The organism is uncultured Gimesia sp. (assembly GCF_963972345.1).
Classification (GTDB): domain Bacteria; phylum Planctomycetota; class Planctomycetia; order Planctomycetales; family Planctomycetaceae; genus Gimesia.
This window is the reverse complement of record NZ_CAXAVM010000111.1, coordinates 1-22,667: the sequence shown is the minus strand read 5'-3', so window position 1 is coordinate 22,667 and position 22,667 is coordinate 1. Positions and strand designations below refer to the sequence as shown.

16 protein-coding genes are annotated in these 22,667 nt (G+C 48.8%); 14 read left to right on the top strand and 2 right to left on the bottom strand.

Annotated features, from left to right (window positions below):
- The 13 genes from AACZ40_RS17910 to AACZ40_RS17850 form a co-directional block, all read left to right on the top strand.
- The coding region (locus tag AACZ40_RS17910) for a hypothetical protein (protein ID WP_339675268.1) at window positions 1-1,190 on the top strand (1,190 nt) is incomplete at its 5' end.
- Window positions 1,191-1,192: 2 nt separating this feature from the next.
- Window positions 1,193-3,055 (top strand): ATP-binding cassette domain-containing protein, encoded by a 1,863-nt coding sequence (locus AACZ40_RS17905; RefSeq protein ID WP_339675266.1) that lies wholly within the window; start codon window positions 1,193-1,195, stop codon window positions 3,053-3,055.
- Window positions 3,052-6,081 (top strand): VWA domain-containing protein, encoded by a 3,030-nt coding sequence (locus AACZ40_RS17900; RefSeq protein ID WP_291169339.1) that lies wholly within the window; start codon window positions 3,052-3,054, stop codon window positions 6,079-6,081. The genes AACZ40_RS17905 and AACZ40_RS17900 overlap by 4 nt, the downstream gene beginning before the upstream one ends.
- Before the next feature lie 27 nt (window positions 6,082-6,108).
- Window positions 6,109-7,125, top strand: a complete 1,017-nt coding sequence (locus AACZ40_RS17895; RefSeq protein WP_291169341.1) for a MoxR family ATPase — start codon at window positions 6,109-6,111, stop codon at window positions 7,123-7,125.
- Window positions 7,126-7,131: 6 nt separating this feature from the next.
- On the top strand, window positions 7,132-8,037 hold the full coding sequence (locus tag AACZ40_RS17890; RefSeq protein WP_291169343.1) for a DUF58 domain-containing protein: 906 nt from the start codon (window positions 7,132-7,134) through the stop codon (window positions 8,035-8,037).
- Window positions 8,034-9,917: a VWA domain-containing protein gene (locus AACZ40_RS17885; RefSeq protein WP_291169345.1), complete on the top strand. Its 1,884-nt coding sequence runs from the start codon at window positions 8,034-8,036 to the stop codon at window positions 9,915-9,917. Before AACZ40_RS17890 ends, AACZ40_RS17885 begins: the two co-directional genes overlap by 4 nt.
- A gap of 30 nt (window positions 9,918-9,947) precedes the next feature.
- Complete coding sequence (locus AACZ40_RS17880) at window positions 9,948-12,125, top strand: hypothetical protein (RefSeq protein ID WP_291169347.1); 2,178 nt, start codon at window positions 9,948-9,950, stop codon at window positions 12,123-12,125.
- Between the two features lie 41 nt (window positions 12,126-12,166).
- Window positions 12,167-13,114 (top strand): ABC transporter ATP-binding protein, encoded by a 948-nt coding sequence (locus AACZ40_RS17875; protein WP_291169350.1) that lies wholly within the window; start codon window positions 12,167-12,169, stop codon window positions 13,112-13,114.
- On the top strand, window positions 13,111-14,991 hold the full coding sequence (locus tag AACZ40_RS17870; RefSeq protein WP_291169352.1) for an ABC transporter permease subunit: 1,881 nt from the start codon (window positions 13,111-13,113) through the stop codon (window positions 14,989-14,991). The genes AACZ40_RS17875 and AACZ40_RS17870 overlap by 4 nt, the downstream gene beginning before the upstream one ends.
- Window positions 14,988-16,916, top strand: coding sequence for a hypothetical protein (locus tag AACZ40_RS17865; RefSeq protein WP_291169355.1), 1,929 nt, complete (start codon window positions 14,988-14,990; stop codon window positions 16,914-16,916). The genes AACZ40_RS17870 and AACZ40_RS17865 overlap by 4 nt, the downstream gene beginning before the upstream one ends.
- Entirely contained in the window at window positions 16,897-17,856 is a 960-nt protein-coding gene (locus AACZ40_RS17860; protein ID WP_291169358.1) for an ABC transporter ATP-binding protein, read from the top strand. Before AACZ40_RS17865 ends, AACZ40_RS17860 begins: the two co-directional genes overlap by 20 nt.
- A complete protein-coding gene (locus tag AACZ40_RS17855; RefSeq protein ID WP_291169360.1) occupies window positions 17,856-19,415 on the top strand; it encodes an ABC transporter permease in 1,560 nt (519 codons plus the stop codon). The genes AACZ40_RS17860 and AACZ40_RS17855 overlap by 1 nt, the downstream gene beginning before the upstream one ends.
- Window positions 19,416-19,451: 36 nt before the next feature.
- Window positions 19,452-20,351, top strand: coding sequence for a TIM barrel protein (locus AACZ40_RS17850; RefSeq protein WP_291169363.1), 900 nt, complete (start codon window positions 19,452-19,454; stop codon window positions 20,349-20,351).
- A gap of 83 nt (window positions 20,352-20,434) precedes the next feature.
- Here the strand turns inward: AACZ40_RS17850 and leuB are convergent, their stop codons facing one another.
- The gene (gene leuB, locus AACZ40_RS17845; protein ID WP_291169365.1) at window positions 20,435-21,514 is read right to left on the bottom strand and encodes a 3-isopropylmalate dehydrogenase; all 1,080 of its coding nucleotides are present in this window, start codon (window positions 21,512-21,514) and stop codon (window positions 20,435-20,437) included.
- Window positions 21,515-21,968: 454 nt separating this feature from the next.
- On the opposite strand from leuB, the gene AACZ40_RS17840 reads away from it, so the two are divergent.
- Window positions 21,969-22,247 (top strand): hypothetical protein, encoded by a 279-nt coding sequence (locus tag AACZ40_RS17840; protein ID WP_291169366.1) that lies wholly within the window; start codon window positions 21,969-21,971, stop codon window positions 22,245-22,247.
- Window positions 22,248-22,312: 65 nt separating this feature from the next.
- On the opposite strand, the gene AACZ40_RS17835 is transcribed toward AACZ40_RS17840, so the two are convergent.
- Window positions 22,313-22,667, bottom strand: a 355-nt coding sequence (locus tag AACZ40_RS17835; protein WP_339675254.1) for a hypothetical protein, incomplete at its 5' end; no start/stop codon positions are given.

Genomic DNA, 22,667 nt, shown 5'->3' with positions numbered 1-22,667 from the left:
TTATCTGTTATCACATGACGGTGCGACCACAAATATCAGCAGAAGCTGATTTCATCCGCCAGTCTGCTTCTACAGCGGGAACTGCGATTTCCCGTTTTTCTGCACAGTGGAATTTCTTTATCAGAAAAACGTTAGTGCGGATCTTTCCTGTCTGGTCATTACTGTTTCTGCTGGCATTTCAGGAATTTGAGATGGCGTCTCTCCTGTATATGAATTCCTGGACGGTCTGGATCTTTGACGCACAGGCTGGTGGTGTGCCTGTCAGTGAAACACTGGGGTATCTCGTTGGTCCTCTGCTCATCGAATTCGTAATCTTGGCGGGTGTTTTGTATCTATTGAGAATTCTGGAGCAACGTCCCTTTTACCTGCAATCACCTGGCCGGACCGTATCGAGGCGGCTGCGTCCACTGCTGGCAGGCTGTTACCTGGCACTTGCCACGGGCTGTGTAATTCTGCTTCCTCTGGTCATGCTGGGGTGGGGCGGTCTGCTTTCGCTAAAAAGTGTGCTGCAGAATCGCTTACAGATGATGGGAACGCTTGAGGAATGCGCCTGGGGTCTGGGTTATGCTGCGACGTCCGGGATTGCCGCCTGGGGGCTGGCGACGATTTTTTTTAATCGTAACCAGTCAGGCTTCGTAAAGTTTCTGGGCCTGGTATGTTGTGTCCCTGGATTATGTGGCTCTTTAACACTGTCACTGGTTATCGCATCTTTGTTTCTGACGCGCGAGGGAGCCTGGCTGTATGGAACTCCCGTTCCGGTCATGATTGGGTTTGTGCTGTACCTGTTACCAAGAGCCGTGTTTTTAAAGTTGTTTTTTCAACGACGAAACGCAGACGACGCCTTATTCCTGGCGCATTTAATGAATCAGTCTAACTGTCCGCAACAGGCAGAGAATGGGGGGCGACTGCTGTGGTTGACTCACGGTCGGATGCAATACTGGGCTGTCGTGGTTCTGGCATTCTGGGTTTACTGGGATGTCACTATCAGTTCCATTCTCGCTCCCCACAGTGGCATGACATCTGCAGTTCGCCTGTATGGTTTAATGCATTATGGCCAAACGTCTGTTTTATCTGCAATTTGTTTGATCAGTTTCTGTATTCCTGCTTTACTGGGAATTATTCTACTTCCCGTCGTTCGTAAACTCTGGATTCGTTTCAGCAGTCAGTCCGAACTCAATCAGTTCGTATAATCATGTCAATAAGCAGCGTACATTCAGAATTACCGTTATGGTCACTGACAGATGTCAGTCTGAACTGGGCACACGGTACGCGGTTGACAGGGATTAATCTGGAAATCCCATCAGGTGTCACGGCTGTCATGGGATATTCCGGAGCCGGTAAAACATCGCTGTTGAATTTACTGGTCAGGTTTGAACGCCCCGATGCAGGGACGGTGGTCAGAAATCAGAACGCCTCTTCTCCCGTAAATGGTCTGGATCTGTTCTGGGTACCGCATACACTGGGACTCTGGCCGCAATACTCGGTATTAGAACATTTGACTTTAGTCTGCCCTCAATCTGAGTTGAAACACTTTTCACCGGAATCGCTGTTAGACGATTTCAATTTGAAATCGCTGTCCGCAAAGTATCCGGGGCAACTCTCGCAGGGAGAAGCATCGCGGCTGGCAGTCGCCCGCGCTCTGGCAAGTCATGGCCGCGTGATTGTAATGGATGAGCCTCTGGTGCACGTGGACCAGGCTCATTGGCCGATCTACTGGGATGTGATTCGCAATTCTGGTCAGGAACAACAGATTTCGCTGGTCTTTGCAACGCATTCATCCGAACTGGTGATGCGGGAGGCATCAAATGTTATCTGCCTGGAACAGGGCCAGGTTGTTTATGCAGGAGATGTGAATGAGTTGTACTATGATCCTCCATCACTGCCAACTGCCAGCTACCTGGGTCCAGTGAATGATCTCAGCATAATACCGGTCCAGAATCTGTCTGACGGCGAAAGGAAGTCTCATTTCGCACGCCCTGAGCAGTTATCAATCGTCAAGGATGTTCGGGGCAGCTATGAAGTGAAGAATGTAAAATTCAGTGGCTCGGTTGAAGAAGTCACCGTATCACAACCAGGGGCTGAAACCACCAGTGCTACCTTCTATCATCGCCCGGTCCGAACCGTTCTGCAGCAGGGGGACCGTGTCTCCCTGCGTCTGCTGCTGCTTTTAGTGTGTCTCATTTTTCAAATCGGTTGTGGTAAAGAAACCGACCCCCGGCTGTCTTTTTCCGAGACCATCCAATGGCCGGTTCCCGCAGAAGGAATGAAGGTTCCTGCACCGCGCAGTCAGCATATAGGGCCTGCTGACGAATTATATGTGTTAGATAATGCCGGCCGGGTTCTGGTGTATGACGCCGAGAACCAGCTGGATCGGCAGTGGGAAATGCCCGATTTTGAGATCGGTAAACCTGAAGGCATCTGCCTGCTTAAAAATGGACAAATCGCCGTCGCTGATACTCATTACCATCGTGTTGTGTTCTTTGACGACCAGGGAAAAGTCAGCAAAATGCTGGGCGAATATGGAGAAGCACCTGGGCAGTTTGTCTATCCTGTATCCGTCGTTCAGGATCCTGCTGGCAATATTTACGTCAGTGAATATGGAAATAATGATCGTGTGCAGAAATTTACGGAACAGGGCGAATTCCTGCTGGAATTTGGTGGTGTGGGTACAGGTCCTGGCGAATTTCAACGTGCCGCGGGAATGATCTGGCATGACGGGAAAATCTATGTTTCTGATGCAGTCAATAATCGGATACAGGTTTTTTCCGATGACGGCAGTTTTCTCGAAATTCTGGGCACGAAAACCGGAGGTTTACCTCTCTATTATCCCTACGATATTGCCATCGATCGCCATCACAATCAGCTATACATTGTAGAATATGGAGCGGGACGCATTACCAAAACCGACTTGTCGGGGCGGGTCACAGGGAGATATGGAAAAACGGGAATGAATCAAGGAGAATTTCTGACTCCCTGGGGACTTACAGTAAATTCAAAAGATCAGGTATTCGTCGCTGACACGGGAAATCGATTGATCGTAAAATTGATACCATGAAAATCAAAGAACTTTATCGCCAGTTAGTTCCTCGACCACGCACACCAGTGACGTGGATGCGGGCGGTTCCGTTGATTTTCTTTCTGGTGCTTTACGCGGCATTATGCATCGGCTTGGAGAAGTCGGGCGTTCTGCTGTTCGCGCGACCGTGGGCATTTGGATTAATCCTGTTTTCCGTCTGGGTCTGGTGGCTCTCCATTGCCGGTTATGGAGGCTTAAGTAAAGGGCGGGCGCTGGCCGCTTTGATTTCGCGCCTGCTGATGCTCGGACTGTTTGTAATGCTGATTGCAGAACCACGGTCAGTGCGGGTGCGCGATGTGATCTCAGTTGTCTACGCCGTCGACCTTTCCGATTCGATCGGCGAATCTTCGGTCGATTCCGCGCTGGAATTTGTAATGAAAACAGTGACTGAGAAACCCCAGACCGATGAAGCAGGACTGGTGGTATTCGGTAGAAACTCAGCAGTCGAACTGCCACCGCGGGTGTCATTTCCCTATGAAGCATTAAATTCACGGATTGACCGTGATGCCACGAACCTGCAACAGACCCTCTCTCTGGCGGCTGCGATGCTTCCCGAAGAAAATCGGGGACGCATTGTTCTGATCAGTGATGGTACCGAAACCGAAGGTTCGATTTCCCAGGTACTGGATGAGCTGAAATCACGCGATATTGCAGTCGATGTTCTCCCGATTCAATATGAATATGATAAAGAAGTCTGGCTGGAAAACCTGGAATTACCCCGGTTCGTCAAACTGGGAGAAAACTACGAAGCCGCGGTCGTGCTTTCTTCACTACAACCGGGCTCCGGTAAGCTGGTCTTACGTGAAAACGGAAAACCAATTTTTGAAAAAGATGTGACATTCAAAGCTGGAAAAAACCGCTATGTAGTACCAATTTACCTGCGATCTCCGGGTTACTATGAATATTCCGCGACCATAGAAACCAAGCGGGACGATGATCAGATTCGTGAGAATAATACCGTTCTGAACTATATTTTCGTCGAAGGAGAAGGCAAGGTCCTGGTGGTGACCGACCCTGCCGGTGACGAGCGAGACTGGCAACCGCTGGTCAAAGCCATCCGGGAAGGAGAGCGGAATGTAGAGACCGTTTCCGCATATGAGTTCCCCAGCGATTCCCTATCACTGATGCCTTATGACGCGATTGTTTTTGTTAATGTTCCCGCCGATGCATTCAATGTCATTCAACTGAAAGCCGTTCACGATTCGGTCTTTAACCAGGGCATCGGATTCATGATGGTCGGCGGCGATAACAGCTTTGGTCCCGGCGGGTATCATCGTACTGTAATCGAAGATGCGCTCCCGGTGACAATGGATATTACGAAAAAGAAAGTCCTGCCTAAAGGGGCGCTGGCGATTATTCTCCACACATGTGAATTTCCGGAAGGTAATACCTGGGGAAAACGAATCACAAAACAGGCTATCAAAGTGCTGGGCGCACAAGACGAAGTGGGAGTGTTGATTTATGATTTTATGGACGGTGAAAAATGGCTGTTTAAACTGATGCCCGCCGGCGACTACGAAAAAATGGTTCCCAGGATTAATGGAGCCCAAATCGGCGACATGCCCAGTTTTGCCAATACCATGCAGCTTGGACTGAATGGCTTAATTCAAAGTGATGCGTCCACCAAGCATATGATTATTATTTCTGACGGAGACCCTCAGCCGCCAACCCCCCAGTTGATCGGCCAGTTTCAGAAAAACAAAGTCAGTGTCTCCATGGTCGCAATATATCCGCATGGCGGTCGCGATATTTCCACAATGCGCGGCATCGCCGGAGCGACGGGAGGACGCTACTACTTTCCTTCCGATCCGAATCAGCTGCCTTCCATTTTCATTAAAGAATCAAAAACTCTGAAGCGGAGTATGATCCAGAATGAAACGATTACCCCGGAAGTCGGCATGATCTCTCCGGTCCTGAAAGGGATCGCAGAAATTCCGCCTTTACATGGGTATGTGCTCTCAACGATCAAACCACGGGCAGAAGGGATACTGAATGCCCCCGAAAAGAAAGAGGCGGAAGGAGAAATCGATCCGATCTTATCTTTCTGGCGGTACGGACTGGGAACCACGGCCGCTTTCACCTCTGACCTCTCACCCAACTGGGGGGCTGACTGGGTCAACTGGGATCATTACCAGGCATTCATCAAGCAGTTGATGATCAAAATCTCGCGGGTACAGAAGCAGGATCATCTGAAGATGTGGAGTCATACCTCGGGTAACAAAGCCACGATCATGGTAGAAGACTTCCATCCCGAAGAGTCTTTCTTAAATGTGGCAGCCCGGATCTCTGGCCCGCACGATCGCCAGGAAACAGTCGTACTCAAGCAGGTCAGTCCGCGTCGGTATCAGGCAACAGTCCCACTGTGGGGCAAAGGCCGCTACCAGGTCATGGCGGTCGGAAAGGCAGGGAACCGGGAAGATCACGCGAACGGAGGGTTTATCGTTCCCTATTCTCCGGAGTTTCTGCGTTTTCGATCAAACCCCATCGTACTGGATCAGATTGCAGCGCGGACTGGTGGCCAACGACTGTCACCGGAGAACGCCTCTGAGGTGATTTACGGACGCCGGGACCCGAAAACGAGTTCCAATCCAATCTTCGACTGGTTCCTGATTGCTTTAGCGATTCTGGTGCCGCTGGATGTGGGAATCAGGCGAATTCAACTTGACTGGTACGTCATCAAAAGCTGGTTCAAGTTCGGGAAAGAGGACAAGAGCAGTACAGCCACCATGGGGGCTCTGCTGCAGCGAAAACAGAATGTCACAGAGGAACTGGATTCACGAAAAGGCCCACCAGACCCGCAGTCAACCATCGCGAAACTGCAGGAACAGCGTCAGCAGACCACCAGGCCACCTGTACCAGGTAAAGTAGAAACCAAACCGCCCGAAAAGAAATCGACGGACAAACCAGATCCACCAGCGGGTGGCTCGGAAGAGAATCAGACGACAACGGGTCGACTGCTCGATATGAAACGTCGCAGAAATACCGACGACGATAAAGATAAATAAGACCGTTTAACATCGTGGAGATATGACATGAACCAGCCAGAAACCACTGAAGAGCCTGTTGTTCTGCAGGCAGAAGCCAACCATTTCAAGCAGGTTTTTAACGAAGTCCGGTCCGAAATCGCACGGATGATTGTCGGGCAGGAACGTGTGGTGGAATCAACTCTCTACGCCTTGTTTTGTGGCGGCAATGTTCTCCTGGAAGGCGTGCCGGGGCTGGGAAAAACAGAACTGGTCAAAGCATTGTCACGCGTGCTGGACCTGAACTTCCAGCGCATCCAGTTTACTCCGGACCTGATGCCGGCTGATATCATCGGAACCAACATCATGAGTACCGATGAAACGGGAACCTACCGTTTTGAATTTCGCAAGGGACCAATCTTCACGCAGCTGCTGCTGGCGGATGAAATTAACCGTGCTTCTCCGAAAACTCAGTCTGCACTTCTGGAAACCATGCAGGAAGGCACAGTGACTGCGGGGGGAACTCACTTTCGGCTCGATCAACCTTTTTTCGTCATGGCGACACAAAACCCGATTGAACAGGAAGGGACATACCCGTTGCCTGAAGCACAGCTGGATCGTTTCATGTTCAAAATCAACGTCCCGTTTCCCAGTCGGAGCGAACTGAATACGATCGTCCAGCAGACGATTCTGAAACAACCTGTTGAACTGAAGAAGCTGCTCAACAGTCAACAGATCCTGGAACTGCGCAGCATACTGGAAAAAGTGGTCGTGGTCGAACCAATTCGTGATTATGCAATCCGTCTTGTGCTTTCAACTCATCCCGGGACCGATTTTGCCGTCGATGATATCCGCCGTTTTGTGCATTGGGGAGCCAGTCCCCGTGCCGCCCAGTCATTAATTAAAGCAGCCCGGGTTAGGGCGCTCAGTGAAGGCCGCGCTCATGTTGCTTATGAAGATGTGCGTTATTTTGCCAACGAAGTATTACAACACCGCGTGCTGTTAAATTATGACGGGCAGGCGGAAAACATCAGCGTGAAAGATCTGGTAGAACGAATCTGCCAGGAATTACCGGAAAAGGAATAAGCTCAAGTGTCTGAAGCAACTCCCGTCAGCCAGTTCACAACACTGTTTGATAACAAAACGTTATCAATGTTGGAGCGAATGCGCTTAAATCCTACACGACGACTGACCAATCGCAGTCGTGGAGAACATCTTTCCGGGAAGGGAGGCACGAGTACTGAATTTTCGGATTACCGCAATTACGTTCCTGGCGATGATGTGCGTTATATAGACTGGAATATCTTCTCCCGCTTGAACCGTCCGTTCATGAAACAGTATCAGCATGAAGAAGAAATGCATGTGGTTTTAATTCTTGATGCTTCGACTTCGATGGATTACGAAGAGAAATTTCAGCGGTGTCGACAGTTGGCAGCCGCTTTTGGTGTTATGGGGCTGCTCAATTTTGAAAAAGTCAGTGCCTATGTCTGTCATAACCGGGGAGGGCGCCCCCAACAGTTCCAGCCGACGACAGGTCGCGGCAGTATGAGACGGCTGTTTGAATTTCTTACGCAAATTGAACCGGGCGGCGATTCTCCCATTGAGAGTGCGGTTGATGACGTCCTGCGAATGCACCGTGGTCGCGGGATCGCGATCCTGCTGTCGGACTTCGAATCCTTTGGTGATCTGCAACGCCCGATGAACCTGCTTTACAGCTCTGGCCTGGAAATCTTTGGTGTGCAGATTCTGGCTCCTTCTGAAGTGAATCCTGAAATCAATGGAGATTTGAGACTGGTAGACAGTGAAAGTGGTCAGACCCTGGATATTTCCTCTGCTGGAGATCTGTTAGGCCTGTATCACGAACATCGCAGTTTACTGGAAGAGCATCTGGCGTCTCTCTGTCGTCAGCGTTCCGGAAAATTCCTGATGGTAAACAGTGGCGATTCCCTGGAACATGTCCTGTTTGATCAGTTGAGACGGAAAGGCTGGGTTGTATGAATTTCTGGCCCGGATTTTACGCTCTGCAAAGCGCCTGGTACCTGCTCCTGCTGGTGCCATTACTTATCTTTTATTTCCTTAAATTAAAACGCCCCCATCAGCGTGTGCCTTCACTGGCACTCTGGAGTCAGGTGATCAACGATCGTCGTGTGAATTCGCCGTTCCAGAAGTTTAAACGCAGTATCCTGCTGCTTTTACAGATCCTGCTGCTGCTGTTTCTGGTTCTGGCATTGATGCAACCCTATGTTCAAAGTGGCGCGGAACGTGCTGAATACCTGCCGATTTTAATCGACTGTTCTGCCAGTATGGCTGCCACCGATTCGCAATCGGGTAAAACGCGATTGGATCTGGCGAAAGAACGGGTTTCAGAATTGATTGACAACATGCTGCCCGATCAGCGTCTCTCGCTGGTTGCCGTCAGTTCCACCGCCCGTCGGCTAACGGCATTTACCGACAATCAGCGAGTCTTGAAGAAAGCGCTTACCGATTTGGCGGTCGATGATGTTCCCAGTCAGCTTGAAGATGCGCTCCGCATGACACAGGCCCTGTCGCGCACCGCCCCGATTAAATCGGTGCTGTTTTACTCCGATGGCAACTTTCCCCGCGAGGTGGATTTTGAACTGCCCTTCGATTTAAACTTTCAGTTACTTCCGGCGGCAGGGGCAAATATCGGGATTACTTCTTTCAATGCCCGTAAAAACCAGGCTGGTAACTGGGACGTCTTCATACGAATCGAAAACTCCCGACAGGCAGACAGCCCGGCTGAAGTCGAGTTGCTACAGGATGGAACCAGTATCGCCAAAGAAGAGGTCATACTGGGGAGTGGTGACTCCCAGCGACTGGAGTTCTCGGTTGCTGCTGATAAAGAATCCCGTCTGGAAGCCGTTTTAAATCCAGGTTCTCATGACAGTCTGGCCGCTGATAATCGTGCGTTTCTCACTATTCCTCAATCCAGATCGCTGTTGATTTACATTGATCCTGAATTAGCCAGTTATCGTTATGCACTGGCTGATAATCAGGAGTTTCTTGTGTATCCACAGGAAAATAATTCGACAACTCCCCCTGAATTCGATCTGATTATCGGCAGCACTGAGAAAGATCTGGCTAAGCCGGGCTTGGTAAAACTGGGAATCGGCTTTATCCCCGAAGAGTTAAACAAGCTGATCACGCTGGAGAATAATCTGACTGATGTCGTCGACTGGAATCGCAGTTCATCTTTATTACGCCATGTTGAGTTGGCCGATGTGCAGATTTCCCAGCAACCGGTGTGGCTGGAGAATGCCAACGTTGAAGATCTGGAAGCACTGGGGTATGAAGTTCTCATTCATGGTCGGCTCGGGCCTTTGTTATTACAGAAGCGCACTGCGGGGGAACTGGAATTCTATTTTCTGTTCAATACTGATCGCTCCACGATGCCTTATCGGGTCGGTTTCCCGATTATGGTTTCGAACCTGATTCAACTGACCTTACAGGAAGCCGGAATTTCTGAAGCCCAGGCAGCAGCGACGCCGGTTCTGCCGCCACTGGCGCTTCAACCGGAAAGCCAGTATGAAATCGTAACCCCCACGGGCCATGAATTACGTGCAGAGAGTGATGATAATGGACGAGTCTCAGGAATCGCCGCTTTGCATACCGGAGAGTATACCGTTAGCGGGGCAGGGGCCGACAATACGAAAATCAGCGTAAGTCTTTTAAACCCTTTGGAGACTTCCCTCGTTGCTGTAGAAGAAATCCAGTTCAGCGAAGTGCCCGTCACTGCGACAGAGGCTCAGATCGACAGTGACAAACCGCTCTGGGGCGAATTTGCTTTCATTGCCTTTCTGTTGCTGTTGGGAGAATGGTGGTATTTTCAGAAACGCCCGGCCGGAACGATATCGTAATCAGGACATAACTAAACAGGTTGAAAACGTATGAACTGGAAAGTCCTGCAACTGATCTTGATACATTGTGCGTTCTCAGCACAACTGGTCATAGCGCAGAGTGCTCCGATCACGGTCGATATTTACCAGACGACCCAGTTCCCTAAGGGCAATGGTCCGATTTCACTCGTCTGGCAATGTTCAGTCTCCACTCCTGATCTGCTGGAAGGACACTTTCTGGTCTCTGCCTATGATGGAGTGGAAAAGTATGGTGAATTTCAGTCGCATGATGTGGCATTGCATTCGGGTTTCCATGAGGTCCCCATGCTGTTGCCTGCGATGAAAGTAGACAATCCCTATTCCGAGTTAAAATTACGCCTCAGTTTTGTCACATCCCAGGCACGCTATGATTTTAAAGACCCTTACACGCTGAAAGTCGGACGCAAGTATCAGCGAACCCTGGCAATTGGTATCTGCGATCCCTTTGATGGAACGTTATCGCCTGATTTAAAAACATTTCTGGATCAATTAAAATTCGAAGCGATCAGTCCCAAAGAACCGGTGCAGATCAATTTTCAGCAGTATGAGATCCCCGCTCACATCGCCAGGCAGAGCGCGATCGGTAGCGAACCTCTCAAGCTCAGATTGAAAACCTATTCGGTCCACCTGCATCCGGAAGAATATCCCCAACTTCCTGTGGACTGTCATCAGTATGATATTCTTGTGATTACAGCCCGCGGCCTGGAAACATTAGAGTCGCGTCATATGAAAGCGATTCTGCAGTGGGTCCGTTCTGGTGGCAGCATATGCGTGCTTCCCGGTGAATCGATCGGGAGAAATCAACTGGAGTTTCTCAATACCCTGCGGGAAAGCGAAGCAAACTCACCCCTGTTACAGAATTCCGAGGGGCAAATCGATTTCTCCGAGACGAATCAAATTCTATTTGCCAGGACGGGATGGGGAAGGACGATTATCCTCCGCCAGCAGGCATTGGAAAAAAAGTTGCTGACATCAGAAGAGCTGGCCCGGATTCCGTTTTTTTTATGGAAGTTGAGACATTCGCAACGGGACTATTATGAAAAACAGCATCGCTGGGACGAGCAGAAACTGCTTCAGGATTATTTTCAGAAAGAAAAACAGACGAATTATCATTTTCTGAATGCGTATACTGCTTCGGAAATGCTGAGCCTGGCATATCAACCCATTTATACGGGAGGGACATTAATCAGTGATCTTATGCCGGCTGAATTACAGATTGTTCCGACGTGGGTGATCGGTATCATTCTGCTGGGCTATGTCGCGATGATCGGCCCCGGCGAGTATTATCTGCTGGGATACTTTAAAATACGACGATTCACCTGGATCACATTTCCTGCCATCTCTATCTGTGTTGCTTTATTTGCTTTTGTGATCTCCGACTATTTTATGCAGGCATCTCACGAGCGCAAAACACTGTCGATTGTTGACCTGGACAACCAGGGCTTACCGGTCAGAGAGAATGAGATTGAACTGCTCTTCACGGGTTCTTATCAGACCATTGAAACCAGGGTCAAGTCCGGGTTATTCAGTCCACTCAATCAGACGGAACTGGGCAGGGGAATGTACAATTACAATGCCCCTCAGAACAGTTCACCTGCGATGGTCGGAGCGCCTTTTTATCAGGGATCGATTCCGACTCAGTACTCTGTTTATCAACGGATGCCTCAATGGACGCCTCAGTTAAACCGGATCGTCAATAATTACCCGCAGCAAGAACTGCCTGACTTCGACTGGGCGTCGATCACTGTGGATCAGCTGAATTCAGACAACCGACGCGAGACACTGAAAACACAGGTTAAACAGAAATTCGGCGAGAATGCCATTCTGCTGATTTATCAAGGAACGCAATCTGGAAAACCGAAGCGATTTCCCAGCTTTCAAAGTATTCCTCGGGTAGGCAACCCAATACAAACCCGGGGGAACACTACATTATTAAATCCAGTACAGAGCCCTGATGCCCGTTACGGAATTCAGCCCCAGGACCAACCATGCTTTATGGACGATCTGTGCGTTCGTCAACAGACGGGTTTATTTCAGATCGTCTCCCAAACGTCACCGGCAGGCGGAAGTAATTTCGAGGACTTGAGTATCCTGGACTCCTCTGATCCCCGTCAATGGCTGGTAGTCGTTTATGTTCCAGGCAACGAGCGGGATACCATTTATCGCCAGTTTATTGTGTCAGACATTTAAAATTCTCACTCCCTTCTTCAGTTAGAACGTTTTCCAGTCCTATGAGCACACAACCTGCAATGGTGGAAGTCAAAAATCTTTGGGTCCGATATGGAAAATACGAAGCCGTCAAAGGCATTTCCTTTTCCATACCGAAGGGAGAAGTCTTTGGCTTTATCGGGCCGAATGGTGCAGGCAAATCATCGACTATAAAAGTTCTGGCGACTCTGCAGCGTGAGTATGACTGTGATGCGGTCAAGATCAATGGGATTTCCGTCAAGAAAGCGCCGCATCTGATCAGAGAAATGATCGGTTACATGCCGGACTTTTTTGGAGTCTATGAAGATCTGACTGCCCGGGAGTACCTGCATTTTTTCGCAGCCGCTTATCGCATCAACCGTACGCGTCGGAAGGCTATTGTGAACGACGTACTGGAATTAACTGATCTGACGGAAAAAATCGACGCCCCTGTAGATTCACTCTCCCGCGGAATGAAGCAACGCCTGGCACTGGCGCGGGTGCTGTTGCACGATCCTGATCTGTTATTACTGGATGAACCGGCCAGCGGGTTGGACCCGCGCGCTCGAATCGAGGTGCGGGAACTCCTGGTCGCGCTGAAGGAGATGGGCAAAACCATCATCATATCCAGTCATATTCTTCATGAGTTATCACAGCTGTGTACCAGCATCGGGATTATTGAAGCGGGACAGTTTGTGACCCAGGGTTCTTTAGATCATATTTATAAACGGCTGGAGCTCAGTCGTGTAGTCCATGTGCAGATTGTGGGTGAAATGAATGGTATCTGCCAGAAAATTGAATCATTCGAGGGAGTCAAGTCGGTCAGCGTCCAGGCAGACCGCATCGCGATACAACTTCAGGAAGATCAACTGGCAGTAGAAGATTTACATGCCCGACTGGCTGCAACGGGAGTAAAAATTCGCATGTTTCAGGCTGAAGCCATGGATATGGAAACCGTTTTCATGAAACTGACAGAAGGGAAGACGGCATGAAACGACGACTACTCCAGTTCGGGCTGCCTTTGCTCTCCAAAGAATTAACCGAAATGGCAAACCGCCGCCGGACCTACATTATTCGTACGATCTATGCACTGCTGTTCCTGGGATGCGTGGGCTTTATCTATATGGACAGTATGGTCCCCCAAATGAGTAATCCTCTCGCAATGCTGGGGCGGGGGCGAGAAATCTTTCAAGCCATGGTCTTCCTGCAATTTGTTGCCATCTATCTCCTGTTACCTGCCATCACCTGTGGCGTGATTACCCAGGAGAAAGAACGCAACAGCCTGGGATTGTTACTGATTACTCGCTTAAGTCCTTCAACAATCATCCTCGAGAAATACCTGGGGCGGTTGATTTCCATGCTGACCTTTCTGATGCTGGGGCTGCCTATTCTGGCATTTGCTTATTCGCTGGGTGGAGTTTCTCCCGCGATGTTTATCAACGGTCTCTGGCTGCTGATTCTGGCCATGTTCCAGATCGCCGCACTGGGAGTGCTTTGCTCCAGTTTTTTCCGAACGACCGTGGCTGCTTTCATTGCCACTTATTTACTTGGTTTTCTCCTGCTGTTTGGCTCAGCCATTGCTTCTGAATTAAATCTGCTGTTTTATGGCGATATTATCAGAGCACTCAATAAGGTCGTAAATCAGATTCCAGGTTTCAATAACAACTTCTCGCGGGGGAGTATGGATCTCGAATTTTTATTCTTTGCTCCCTACTGGTTTGATCGTTTTTCCTGGACTCCCGGGAGTAACTCTGTTGTCAAAACATTGATTTTCAGTCTCCCGATACTGTTGAGTACGTTAGTGTCATTAATGTTTGCGCATTATTTTCTGGTACGACGTGCCTTTTTGCCTGCGAATAACTTCCTGTTGAATCTTTTTAAATCACTGGATCGGCTGTTTTCCAGTATTAATAACAATCGTGTGACCCGCGGGATTGTGCTGGTGAATGACTATGTGCATCTACCGGAAAGCAAGCCGATTGCCTGGCGTGAAACGTCCAAGAAATCTCTGGGCACATTCCGCTATTTGTTTCGTATTCTGGTTCTACTGGAAGTCCCGATTCTCTTTTTATGTATTATCATTGCCACCAGTAACCCGGAGCCGATTGTCCCGGGGGCGGTCATCTTATTATGGATCATCTGGGGCTTAACGGTATTGTTTCTGGCTGTCTCTGCTACGAGCCTGATCGCGGGAGAGCGGTCTCATGAAACATTGGACGTGTTATTGACGACTCCCATTTCAGGAAGCGAACTCCTGGATCAGAAGATTGCCGGAGTCAAACGCTTATGCATGGTACTGCTGATCCCGCTGTTGACGATTGTCCTGTTTGAAGCATGGTGGAAATGGGAAAACTCACAGATGAACCGGGGAAACCAATATGAATCACAATGGCTGGCCTATCTGATCGGCTCGCTGCTGACCCTGGGGATCTACCTGCCAATGCTGGTCTACCTCTTCTGCTGGATAGGGATGAAAATCAAATCACAAACCAAGGCAATTCTGGCTGCGCTGGGAGGAATCATTGCCTGGTGTCTGCTACCGTTTATTCTGGCATTCCCGCTTTTTATTCTGATTCCCCGTTTAAACACAGATTCTCTCATTTACGGCCTGTTCCTGGGACCCGCCTCCTACGTGGTACTGAATGAAATTGCTGAATTTCATGAGTTTGGATCGACGTGGGTTCCCCTTGTCCTGAACGCCATGATCTATGGCGGATTCCTTTTACTGTTTCGAACGCTCTGCCGAAATCATATTGATGAAAATCTGGGACGCCTGGGTTATGATAACAATAGCTACTATCGTCCCGATATCGATTCAGTCGAAGGAATTTCCTTTGATCAACAATCTCAACTGAGCTCTGATATATGAATTACTATTTGAGAAATATCCCGCGAATTATATCCAGGGCATTAAAGCTGCGTATCCTCGTGGGAACAGTCCTGATAATACTTCTGCCCGGCCCGGTTTTTGCGATTGATATTGAAGAAGTTGTCTGGGGATTTAATAACCAGCAGACGCGAAGTAAATGCATTCCCTTATCGATTCTGCTTCGCAATAACACTCCCGAAGCATTTGATGAACCGGTGCAGTTGAATCGACTGCAATATGGTGGCAGTAAAGTAGGTGCGCCCTTAATCCGAAAAGTCTTTCTCGCGCCGTTCAGTTCTCAATGGGTGCAGTTCTATCCTTATATCATCGATTCCTACCAGGCAGACTGGTCGCTGAACTGGGGGCCACGGTTTATCTATGGCCAGAAATTGACCAGGGCAGAGAATAATATTGATTCCAACTCGGGACTAGACCCTGTACGATCCCGAGTCATATTGAGCCGGTCAGATGCCCTGGTTAAAAAAGCGGGACACTTCAAACAATTTCCGGAAGAATTATTTCCTCCCTCAGTCACAGCCACAGACTCACTGGATGAAATCATCATAGGTCACGTTCCCCGATGGGATGCGGCCCGCAAGGTTTCTTTTATGGACTGGCTCTACCAGGGAGGAGTCGTCCATCTGCTCCCCGATGATATGACGGGAGAAAATCTGATTTTCACGACCAGCATGGTCGAATTAAATTCGCCACTGGAGTTCTTTCGGATTGGTGAAGGGCTGGTGATACGCCACACACTTAAGATGTCACAGCTGACCGAAAACGCATTGAATACAGTGGTCAACGCCGTTCATGATAAAGAAGCAGAGAATATTCGCATACATCCCTCTGAGGCCAGGCAGAGTAAAACCGGCGACAGTCAGTACAATTCGAACAGTTATGGAGATTTCAATTCCAGGTTAATGCATCAACTGTCAGATTTAACACATCCCGATCATAACTGGCCTCTCATTTATCTGATGTCGCTCCTCTATGTGTTTATGATCTTTCCCGGTTGTTTTTTGTTCAATAAACGTCAGAAGAGTTCACGCTACCGTAATTCGCTCTTATTCATTTTGTTTACGGTTGTCTGCTTCAGCACCATTTTCTGGAGCATCGGAAAACGGGGCTATGGTGAAAAAACTACCATCAACAGTTTGCTCGTCGCGGAACCATTACAGGGAAACTATTTCGATACAACCTGCTGGATCAATTCCTTTGTGACGGATGGCGGTAAATATCGGTTTACCTCAACCGGTGAAGGCTCCCTTTTCACGACGGCTCAAGAAACCGAACGCATAAACGGATTCATTGCGAATGGTACGGATGGAATCTTCCAGGCAGATATCCCGGCATTCACAAGCCGACCTTTTCTATATCGAATCAAGATACCATTTACAAAGCCGGAATGTCATATTGTTGATTATCAACTCAATCCCGACGGTAATCTGGAAGCCCTTACGCTTGAAGTTCAGCCGGCGTTACCTGCCAGTCATGCTCGTATGCAGATCCTGTTCCGAGAGAAACTGTATTCGGTAAGCCAGACAGAAAAGAATAACAGTTCGATTTTCAAGCTCAAACAGGAGGGCATCCTTCCCCTGGCGGCCTGGAGAACAAAACTGGATGGCAACTCAAATTACGTTACGCGAAACTCCTATGGCTATGAAGAAAAAGAAATCTCTGCAGTTTACAGTGAATTGTATGAAGCCCTCGTCATAAAATCATTGGATCTGAACACAGAAGCGCAGGTGGCTAACTACCGAGGTCATCCGTCCCGGATCAAATTATTTTATTATTGCGATATTCCAGATGAGTTTAAGCTCAAGACGGATGTGTTGGGAGACCAGCAGGGGCGCATCCTGTTTGTCTATGATGTCGCCTTACCTGAGAAAAAGATTGCAGAAAATAATGAATCACCCGATCAATAATCAACCTGTCATCGATATTCAAAATGTATCGCATTCCTTCAAAGGGCATCGTGCGTTACAGGGCATCAGTTTCCAGGTCCAGCCTCAGTCCCTGCATGGTTTTGTCGGCCCGAACGGGGCAGGCAAGACGACTACGCTGAAAATCATCTGCACTCTACTGCGTCCCCAGGGAGGAAAAGTCGAAGTCTTCGGCCACAATGTTCAGTCGGCGGTGAAAGAAATTCGAAAACGAATTGGTTTCATGCCCGATCATTTCAGTACCTACCGTCAGATGACCGTATTTGAGTATCTCGACTTTTTTGGTGCCGCCTATGGACTGGGGGTCGATCAGCGGAACCAGGTCATCAATGATGTGTTGACGTTAACGGACATGGATGGACGTAAAGATTCGCTGATCAGTGGACTGTCGCGGGGGATGCAGCAACGCGTCAGTTTGGCACGCGTGCTGGTCAACGATCCCGATTTACTTTTACTCGATGAACCAGCATCTGGCCTGGATCCCCGCGCACGTATCGAACTGATGGAAATATTACAGGAACTGAAACGTATGGGAAAAACCATTTTCATCAGTTCTCATATTCTCAGTGAACTGGCGGAATTGTGTGACAGTGTCACGATTATCGATCGGGGGCTGGTCAAGTACAGCGGCTCCATGGATGGGCTCCTGACCCACGAGCAGGAACATCCGGTCTACAAAGTCATGCTGGAAGCAGAAGTGGAAGGCCTGATAGATTCTCTGTTGAGGGAACCGGGGATTTTGAAAGTAGAGCCAACCGAAAAACCACGCGAATTACGCATCATGTTTGATGTCACTTTAACCAACACGGGAAATCTGTTGTCTAAAATAATTGAATCAAACGGAACGATTGAGTCGTTCCAGCGGGACAAGAAACATTTAAATCAGGCCTTTCTGGATCTGACAGAGCAGGGAGTGCGTTGATGTTACAGGGAACGTTTGCCTTATTTCACCGTGCACTATGTGTCGACTTCCGGCTGACGCGGACTCATTTATTTCGTTTTCTGTTTGCAGTTCTGATACTGTTCTGCCTGATGATAGCGCATTCGAGCAGTCGAGTCATGGGCGCTGCCGGGTTGTATTTATTTTCTCAGATTATCTATCTGAATTTTATGTTTATTCTGATGGCGGGGATCAGTTTTTTCGCGACAGCCATTACTGAAGAAAAAGAAGAACAGACGATTGGTCTGCTGCTTATGGCGGGCGTGAATCCCATCTCACTGCTGCTGGGAAAATCTCTGCCACGACTGGTTTCAGCGCTGATATTACTCTCAATCCAGTTTCCATTTACACTGCTGGCGATTACCCTGGGGGGAGTGACCTTCACCCAGGTCCTTGCTACCTATGCAACACTGGGTGCATTCCTGATTGGACTGTCTAACCTGGGGCTCGTCTGTTCGGTACTCTGCTCGCGTTCACGAACTGCCTCCACACTGGTTCTGATCTCCCTGTTTATGTACTTTCTGGGACCTCCCTTGCTGGGATGGTGTATTGATGGAGCGGTTTCTGAAAACTGGGTAGGAGCCAACTCCTTGATCGTAGGGGGCACGAAGTCGTTCATCGAGCTGTGTTACGAGTCCTCCGTTTTAAGGCAGCTCAGTCTGATTCTGACTTCCGGTTTCAGTGAAAGTCCCTGGGGCTTCCAGTTCTGGACCAACCTGATGGCGGGAGTTTTATTCTTTCTATTGGCCAGTCTGTGCTTTAACCGTTTTGCGCTGACTGAAGTGTCTACCGATCCGGGACGCGGTCTGGTCTCCAAAAAACGCAACCGCATCTTTTCACCAGGCCGCGCCTGGATGCAGGCATTGGCGTGGAAGGATTTCTACTTCGTGAATGGTGGCCTGGGAATGGCGTTAATCAAACATATCTGTTACGGAGTCGCCCTGTTCTCGCTGTGCGCCTATATCAGCTATACTTCGCGTAGTTATTCTCTGCAGGAAATGGGGCTGACCGTCTTCTGGACGATGCTGATTGTGGTGTTGATTGAAATCAGCCTGATATCATCCAGAATCTTTCATGTAGAAGTTCAATGGAAGACTCTGGTTTCTACGGCCATGCTTCCACAGTCGATGGCTCAGATTGCGTATGCCAAGGTCTTTGGATCGATGCTGGCTGTAATTCCCGCCTTCTTTTATCTGATCATTGGCGGGTTACTCGGGATTGAAGAAATGACCCAGGACCTGGGGATGGTGCTCGCCGAGCCTGGTTTCTGGCTGACCTGTATCGAAATCCTGTTTTTCTGGCATCTGACGGCCCTGTTGTCGACGTTCATCAAATGGGGCGCGTTACCGCTGGCATTCGTTTTAATGTGGGTCGGGAATATGGTTTTCTTCTTTTCCATGAGTATGGTTATCATGGGCGGTGGGGGAGGTCCTGATGTCTTTGAAGCGGTGACTATCCTGTTTACTTTGTTTCTTTCAGCCAGTATTGTAGGGTCACACTTTATGATTAATGAACGCCTGACATACCTGGCTTCTCAATAAACGGATCAGCGAAAGATCACAGAAAGTGAGGTCCTGATGGATTCTAAACTCAGTCGAAGAAGGCTTTTACAATCGTCCAGTCTCCTGGCGGCGTCGGCACTCGGTCTGGACTGGCAGCAGGCAGAGGCGGGGGAAAAACAACAGTCTTCGCCACAACCACTCAAGGGAAATATTAATCAGTCTGTCGTGCACTGGTGCTTCAAAAAATACTGGGATATTGAAAAAACGGCGCAGGTTGCCAGTCAACTGGGCATCAAAAGTGTGGAACTGACTCCCGCAGAGAACTGGGATACACTGAAAAAGTATGGCTTAACCTGTGCCATCGCTTCCAGCCATGGTTTTAAAACCGGTTTTAATAATCCGGATCACTGGGATGAATGCATCGAGATCTTACGCAAACGGATTGATGAATGTGCCGCGGGAGGCGTTAAGAATGTCATCACCTTCACAGGAATGCGTGATGGCATTGATGATGAAATCGGGGCGAAAAACTGTGTCGCGGGTCTCAAAAAAATCATAGGCTATGCTGAGAAGAACAACGTGAATCTCTGCCTGGAAATGCTTAATTCCCGTGACGCCAGCCATCCGATGAAAGGACATCCCGGTTACCAGGGGGACCACACCGATTACTGTATTGATATCATCAAGCAGGTCGGCTCTGATCGAATGAAACTCCTGTTTGATATCTACCATGTTCAAATCATGGATGGGGACGTCATTCGACGAATTCGTGAACATAAAGATTACATCGGCCACGTTCACACAGCCGGCAATCCAGGGCGGGGAGAACTGGATCAAAAGCAGGAAATCAATTATCCCCCGATCATGCAGGCATTGCAGGAAATCGGCTACAAAGGCTTTGTCGGACAGGAATTTATTCCCACCCGGGATCCATACGAAGGCTTACAGCAGGCCGTCATTTTGTGTGACGTTTAATCCGATTTCAGTTACAAAAATTAAAGCGGCTGAGAACCAGTTGATTCTCGGCCGCTTTTTCATGTTTTCGGTAACGTGCTTTCTCAGGCTGTTAATTCCTGAATGACGCAGTCGCCCATTTCTACCGTGGAAATGCTCTTGCCTCCTGCAGCGATATCAGCCGTGCGATGACCGGCTGCCAGAACCCGGGCCACAGCCTCTTCAACTGCTGTTGCTTCCGTTTCCAGATTCAAAGAATGTCTGAGCAGCATGGCAGTAGCCAGAATTGTTGCCAGCGGATTGGCAATACCTTTCCCTGCGATATCCGGTGCAGAACCGTGAATAGGTTCATACAGACCGGGTCCCTCAGCTCCCAGAGATGCAGAGGGGAGTAATCCCAGTGATCCTGGCAGCATCGAACCTTCATCGGTCAGAATATCGCCAAACATATTTCCAGTGACCACGACATCGAATTCCGAAGGGCGGGAAATCAGGTGCATCGCCATCGCATCCACTAGGACCACCTCATATTCGATATCGGGAAATTCATTTTTAACCACATCGGCGGCGACCTGACGCCAGAGACGAGAGACTTCCAGCACATTTGCTTTATCCACGGAAGTCAGCTTACCGCCACGATTGCGGGCCGATTCTGCTGCCAGCCGAACGATGCGGGCAATTTCTTTCGTGGTGTAGGTCATGACGCTGAATGCTTTTTCACCATCAGGATGTTCCATTCTTCCTGATTCACCGAAGTAAATCCCACCGGTTAATTCACGGAAGAACAGGATATCGGTTCCTTCGATAATTTCCCGTTTTAAAGGCGAAGCATCGAGTAATTCTTTGTAAGGTTTAATAGGGCGCAGGTTCGCAAACAGTCCCAGTTCTTTTCGAATTTTCAGCAGGCCAGCTTCAGGACGCGTTTTCGCAGAAGGATCATCCCATTTCGGTCCTCCCACGGCGCCCAGCAGAATTGCATCGGATGCTTTGCAGGTTTCCAGAGTTTCTGCGGGAAGCGGGTCACCAAATTCATCAATCGCATTGCCTCCCATCGGGCAGGTTGGGGACTCAAATTGATGACCATATTTTTGTGCGATTGTATCGAGAACCCGTTTAGCCTGTTCTACGATTTCAGGACCAATTCCATCGCCGGGCAATAATGTAATCCGAGCTTCCACAGTCATTTCCTCATTTGTATTTTTCAACGTGATGATTCAGGTGTTTTGCACTACGAAATAGCTAATTTAGCGATTGTACATCCAAAACTCCAGCCGGGCTCGACATGAATTTTGCTGAGTCGAACTGTCTGGCAGTGTCAGTTCGAAAAACTTTGGATTCTAAATTTTGTACAGCGCACTCCCATGATCCTTAAAAACCGTATAACCGGACTTAAAAAATAAATGTAAACGCTTAAATCTGCCGGAAAAATCAAGAGTTTCGCTCTTCGTTCCGATAAGAAAGATTAGATCCCGCTATGGATTATGTGTCTTGTCATAGTGGGTTAAACATTCAAATTCGTCGTCGATTCGCATTCACAGCCCTGAAATGAATTCAGGAAGATACTTTGAGACAAGGGCTTACGCTCAGGAGGAGCAAGCGAAATAGAAATCGATGTAAGCGACAGGACAGGGACATCGCATGTTTCGCTCTTCATTTTTTGCAACCGGTTTATTTGTCTTACTGACTGGTACTTCATTTTTATTTGTCGACAAAATGGTTCTTACTCACAAAGTAGCTATGGAAGAAGAACCGGCACCAGTCCGCGAAGCTGAATTTCGTGGTTTCCTGGGAATGTCGTCTCTGAACGAAGAGCAGCAGGAAGTACTCAATCCACCTGACTGGGCTGCCTTCAGCCTGATGTCAATTGGTGCCGTCACAATGCTCTACGCAGCTGCATTACCAAAAAAACGATCATAATATCAGATCTGATCTGATTTCTGATTCATAACCGTGATGAACTCCCCGCGTTCCTCACGGTTTTTTTATTGTTCAAACCGCAGAGTAGCCCATAGACTGGGATCCTGGGCGAACGGGAACTCATGATCCACCATCATAAACTGTTCCCCCAGTTCCGAATCTGAGACCTGGTAGTAAAAGCCGGTCTGTGGATAAGATGCCGGATCAAAACCATAGAGCTCACTCGCAGGCAGCCAGATATCCAGATCGTAACCTGTTTTGCTGGTTTTTGCCCAGAGTCCGATAGTCTTCAAATCGCATTGGGGAGCATCATCCTGCGCACGATGAATCGCCTGTTGCTGGCAGACCGGTTTTCCTGAAGGCCCCACTGGTTGAAATTCAAAGGCATGACAATAGCGGCTTGCCCGGGGGGTGGTTTTT

What these genes read in the sequence shown, in the direction of transcription:
- AACZ40_RS17885 (WP_291169345.1), top strand. Translation starts at nt 8,034, where the DNA reads ATGAATTTCTGGCCCGGATTTTACGCTCTGCAAAGCGCCTGGTACCTG.
- AACZ40_RS17880 (WP_291169347.1), top strand. Translation starts at nt 9,948, where the DNA reads ATGAACTGGAAAGTCCTGCAACTGATCTTGATACATTGTGCGTTCTCA.
- AACZ40_RS17860 (WP_291169358.1), top strand. Translation starts at nt 16,897, where the DNA reads ATGAATCACCCGATCAATAATCAACCTGTCATCGATATTCAAAATGTA.
- AACZ40_RS17855 (WP_291169360.1), top strand. Translation starts at nt 17,856, where the DNA reads ATGTTACAGGGAACGTTTGCCTTATTTCACCGTGCACTATGTGTCGAC.
- AACZ40_RS17905 (WP_339675266.1), top strand. Translation starts at nt 1,193, where the DNA reads ATGTCAATAAGCAGCGTACATTCAGAATTACCGTTATGGTCACTGACA.
- AACZ40_RS17840 (WP_291169366.1), top strand. Translation starts at nt 21,969, where the DNA reads ATGTTTCGCTCTTCATTTTTTGCAACCGGTTTATTTGTCTTACTGACT.
- AACZ40_RS17875 (WP_291169350.1), top strand. Translation starts at nt 12,167, where the DNA reads ATGAGCACACAACCTGCAATGGTGGAAGTCAAAAATCTTTGGGTCCGA.
- AACZ40_RS17850 (WP_291169363.1), top strand. Translation starts at nt 19,452, where the DNA reads ATGGATTCTAAACTCAGTCGAAGAAGGCTTTTACAATCGTCCAGTCTC.
- leuB (WP_291169365.1), bottom strand. Translation starts at nt 21,514, where the DNA reads ATGACTGTGGAAGCTCGGATTACATTATTGCCCGGCGATGGAATTGGT.
- AACZ40_RS17870 (WP_291169352.1), top strand. Translation starts at nt 13,111, where the DNA reads ATGAAACGACGACTACTCCAGTTCGGGCTGCCTTTGCTCTCCAAAGAA.
- AACZ40_RS17895 (WP_291169341.1), top strand. Translation starts at nt 6,109, where the DNA reads ATGAACCAGCCAGAAACCACTGAAGAGCCTGTTGTTCTGCAGGCAGAA.
- AACZ40_RS17900 (WP_291169339.1), top strand. Translation starts at nt 3,052, where the DNA reads ATGAAAATCAAAGAACTTTATCGCCAGTTAGTTCCTCGACCACGCACA.
- AACZ40_RS17865 (WP_291169355.1), top strand. Translation starts at nt 14,988, where the DNA reads ATGAATTACTATTTGAGAAATATCCCGCGAATTATATCCAGGGCATTA.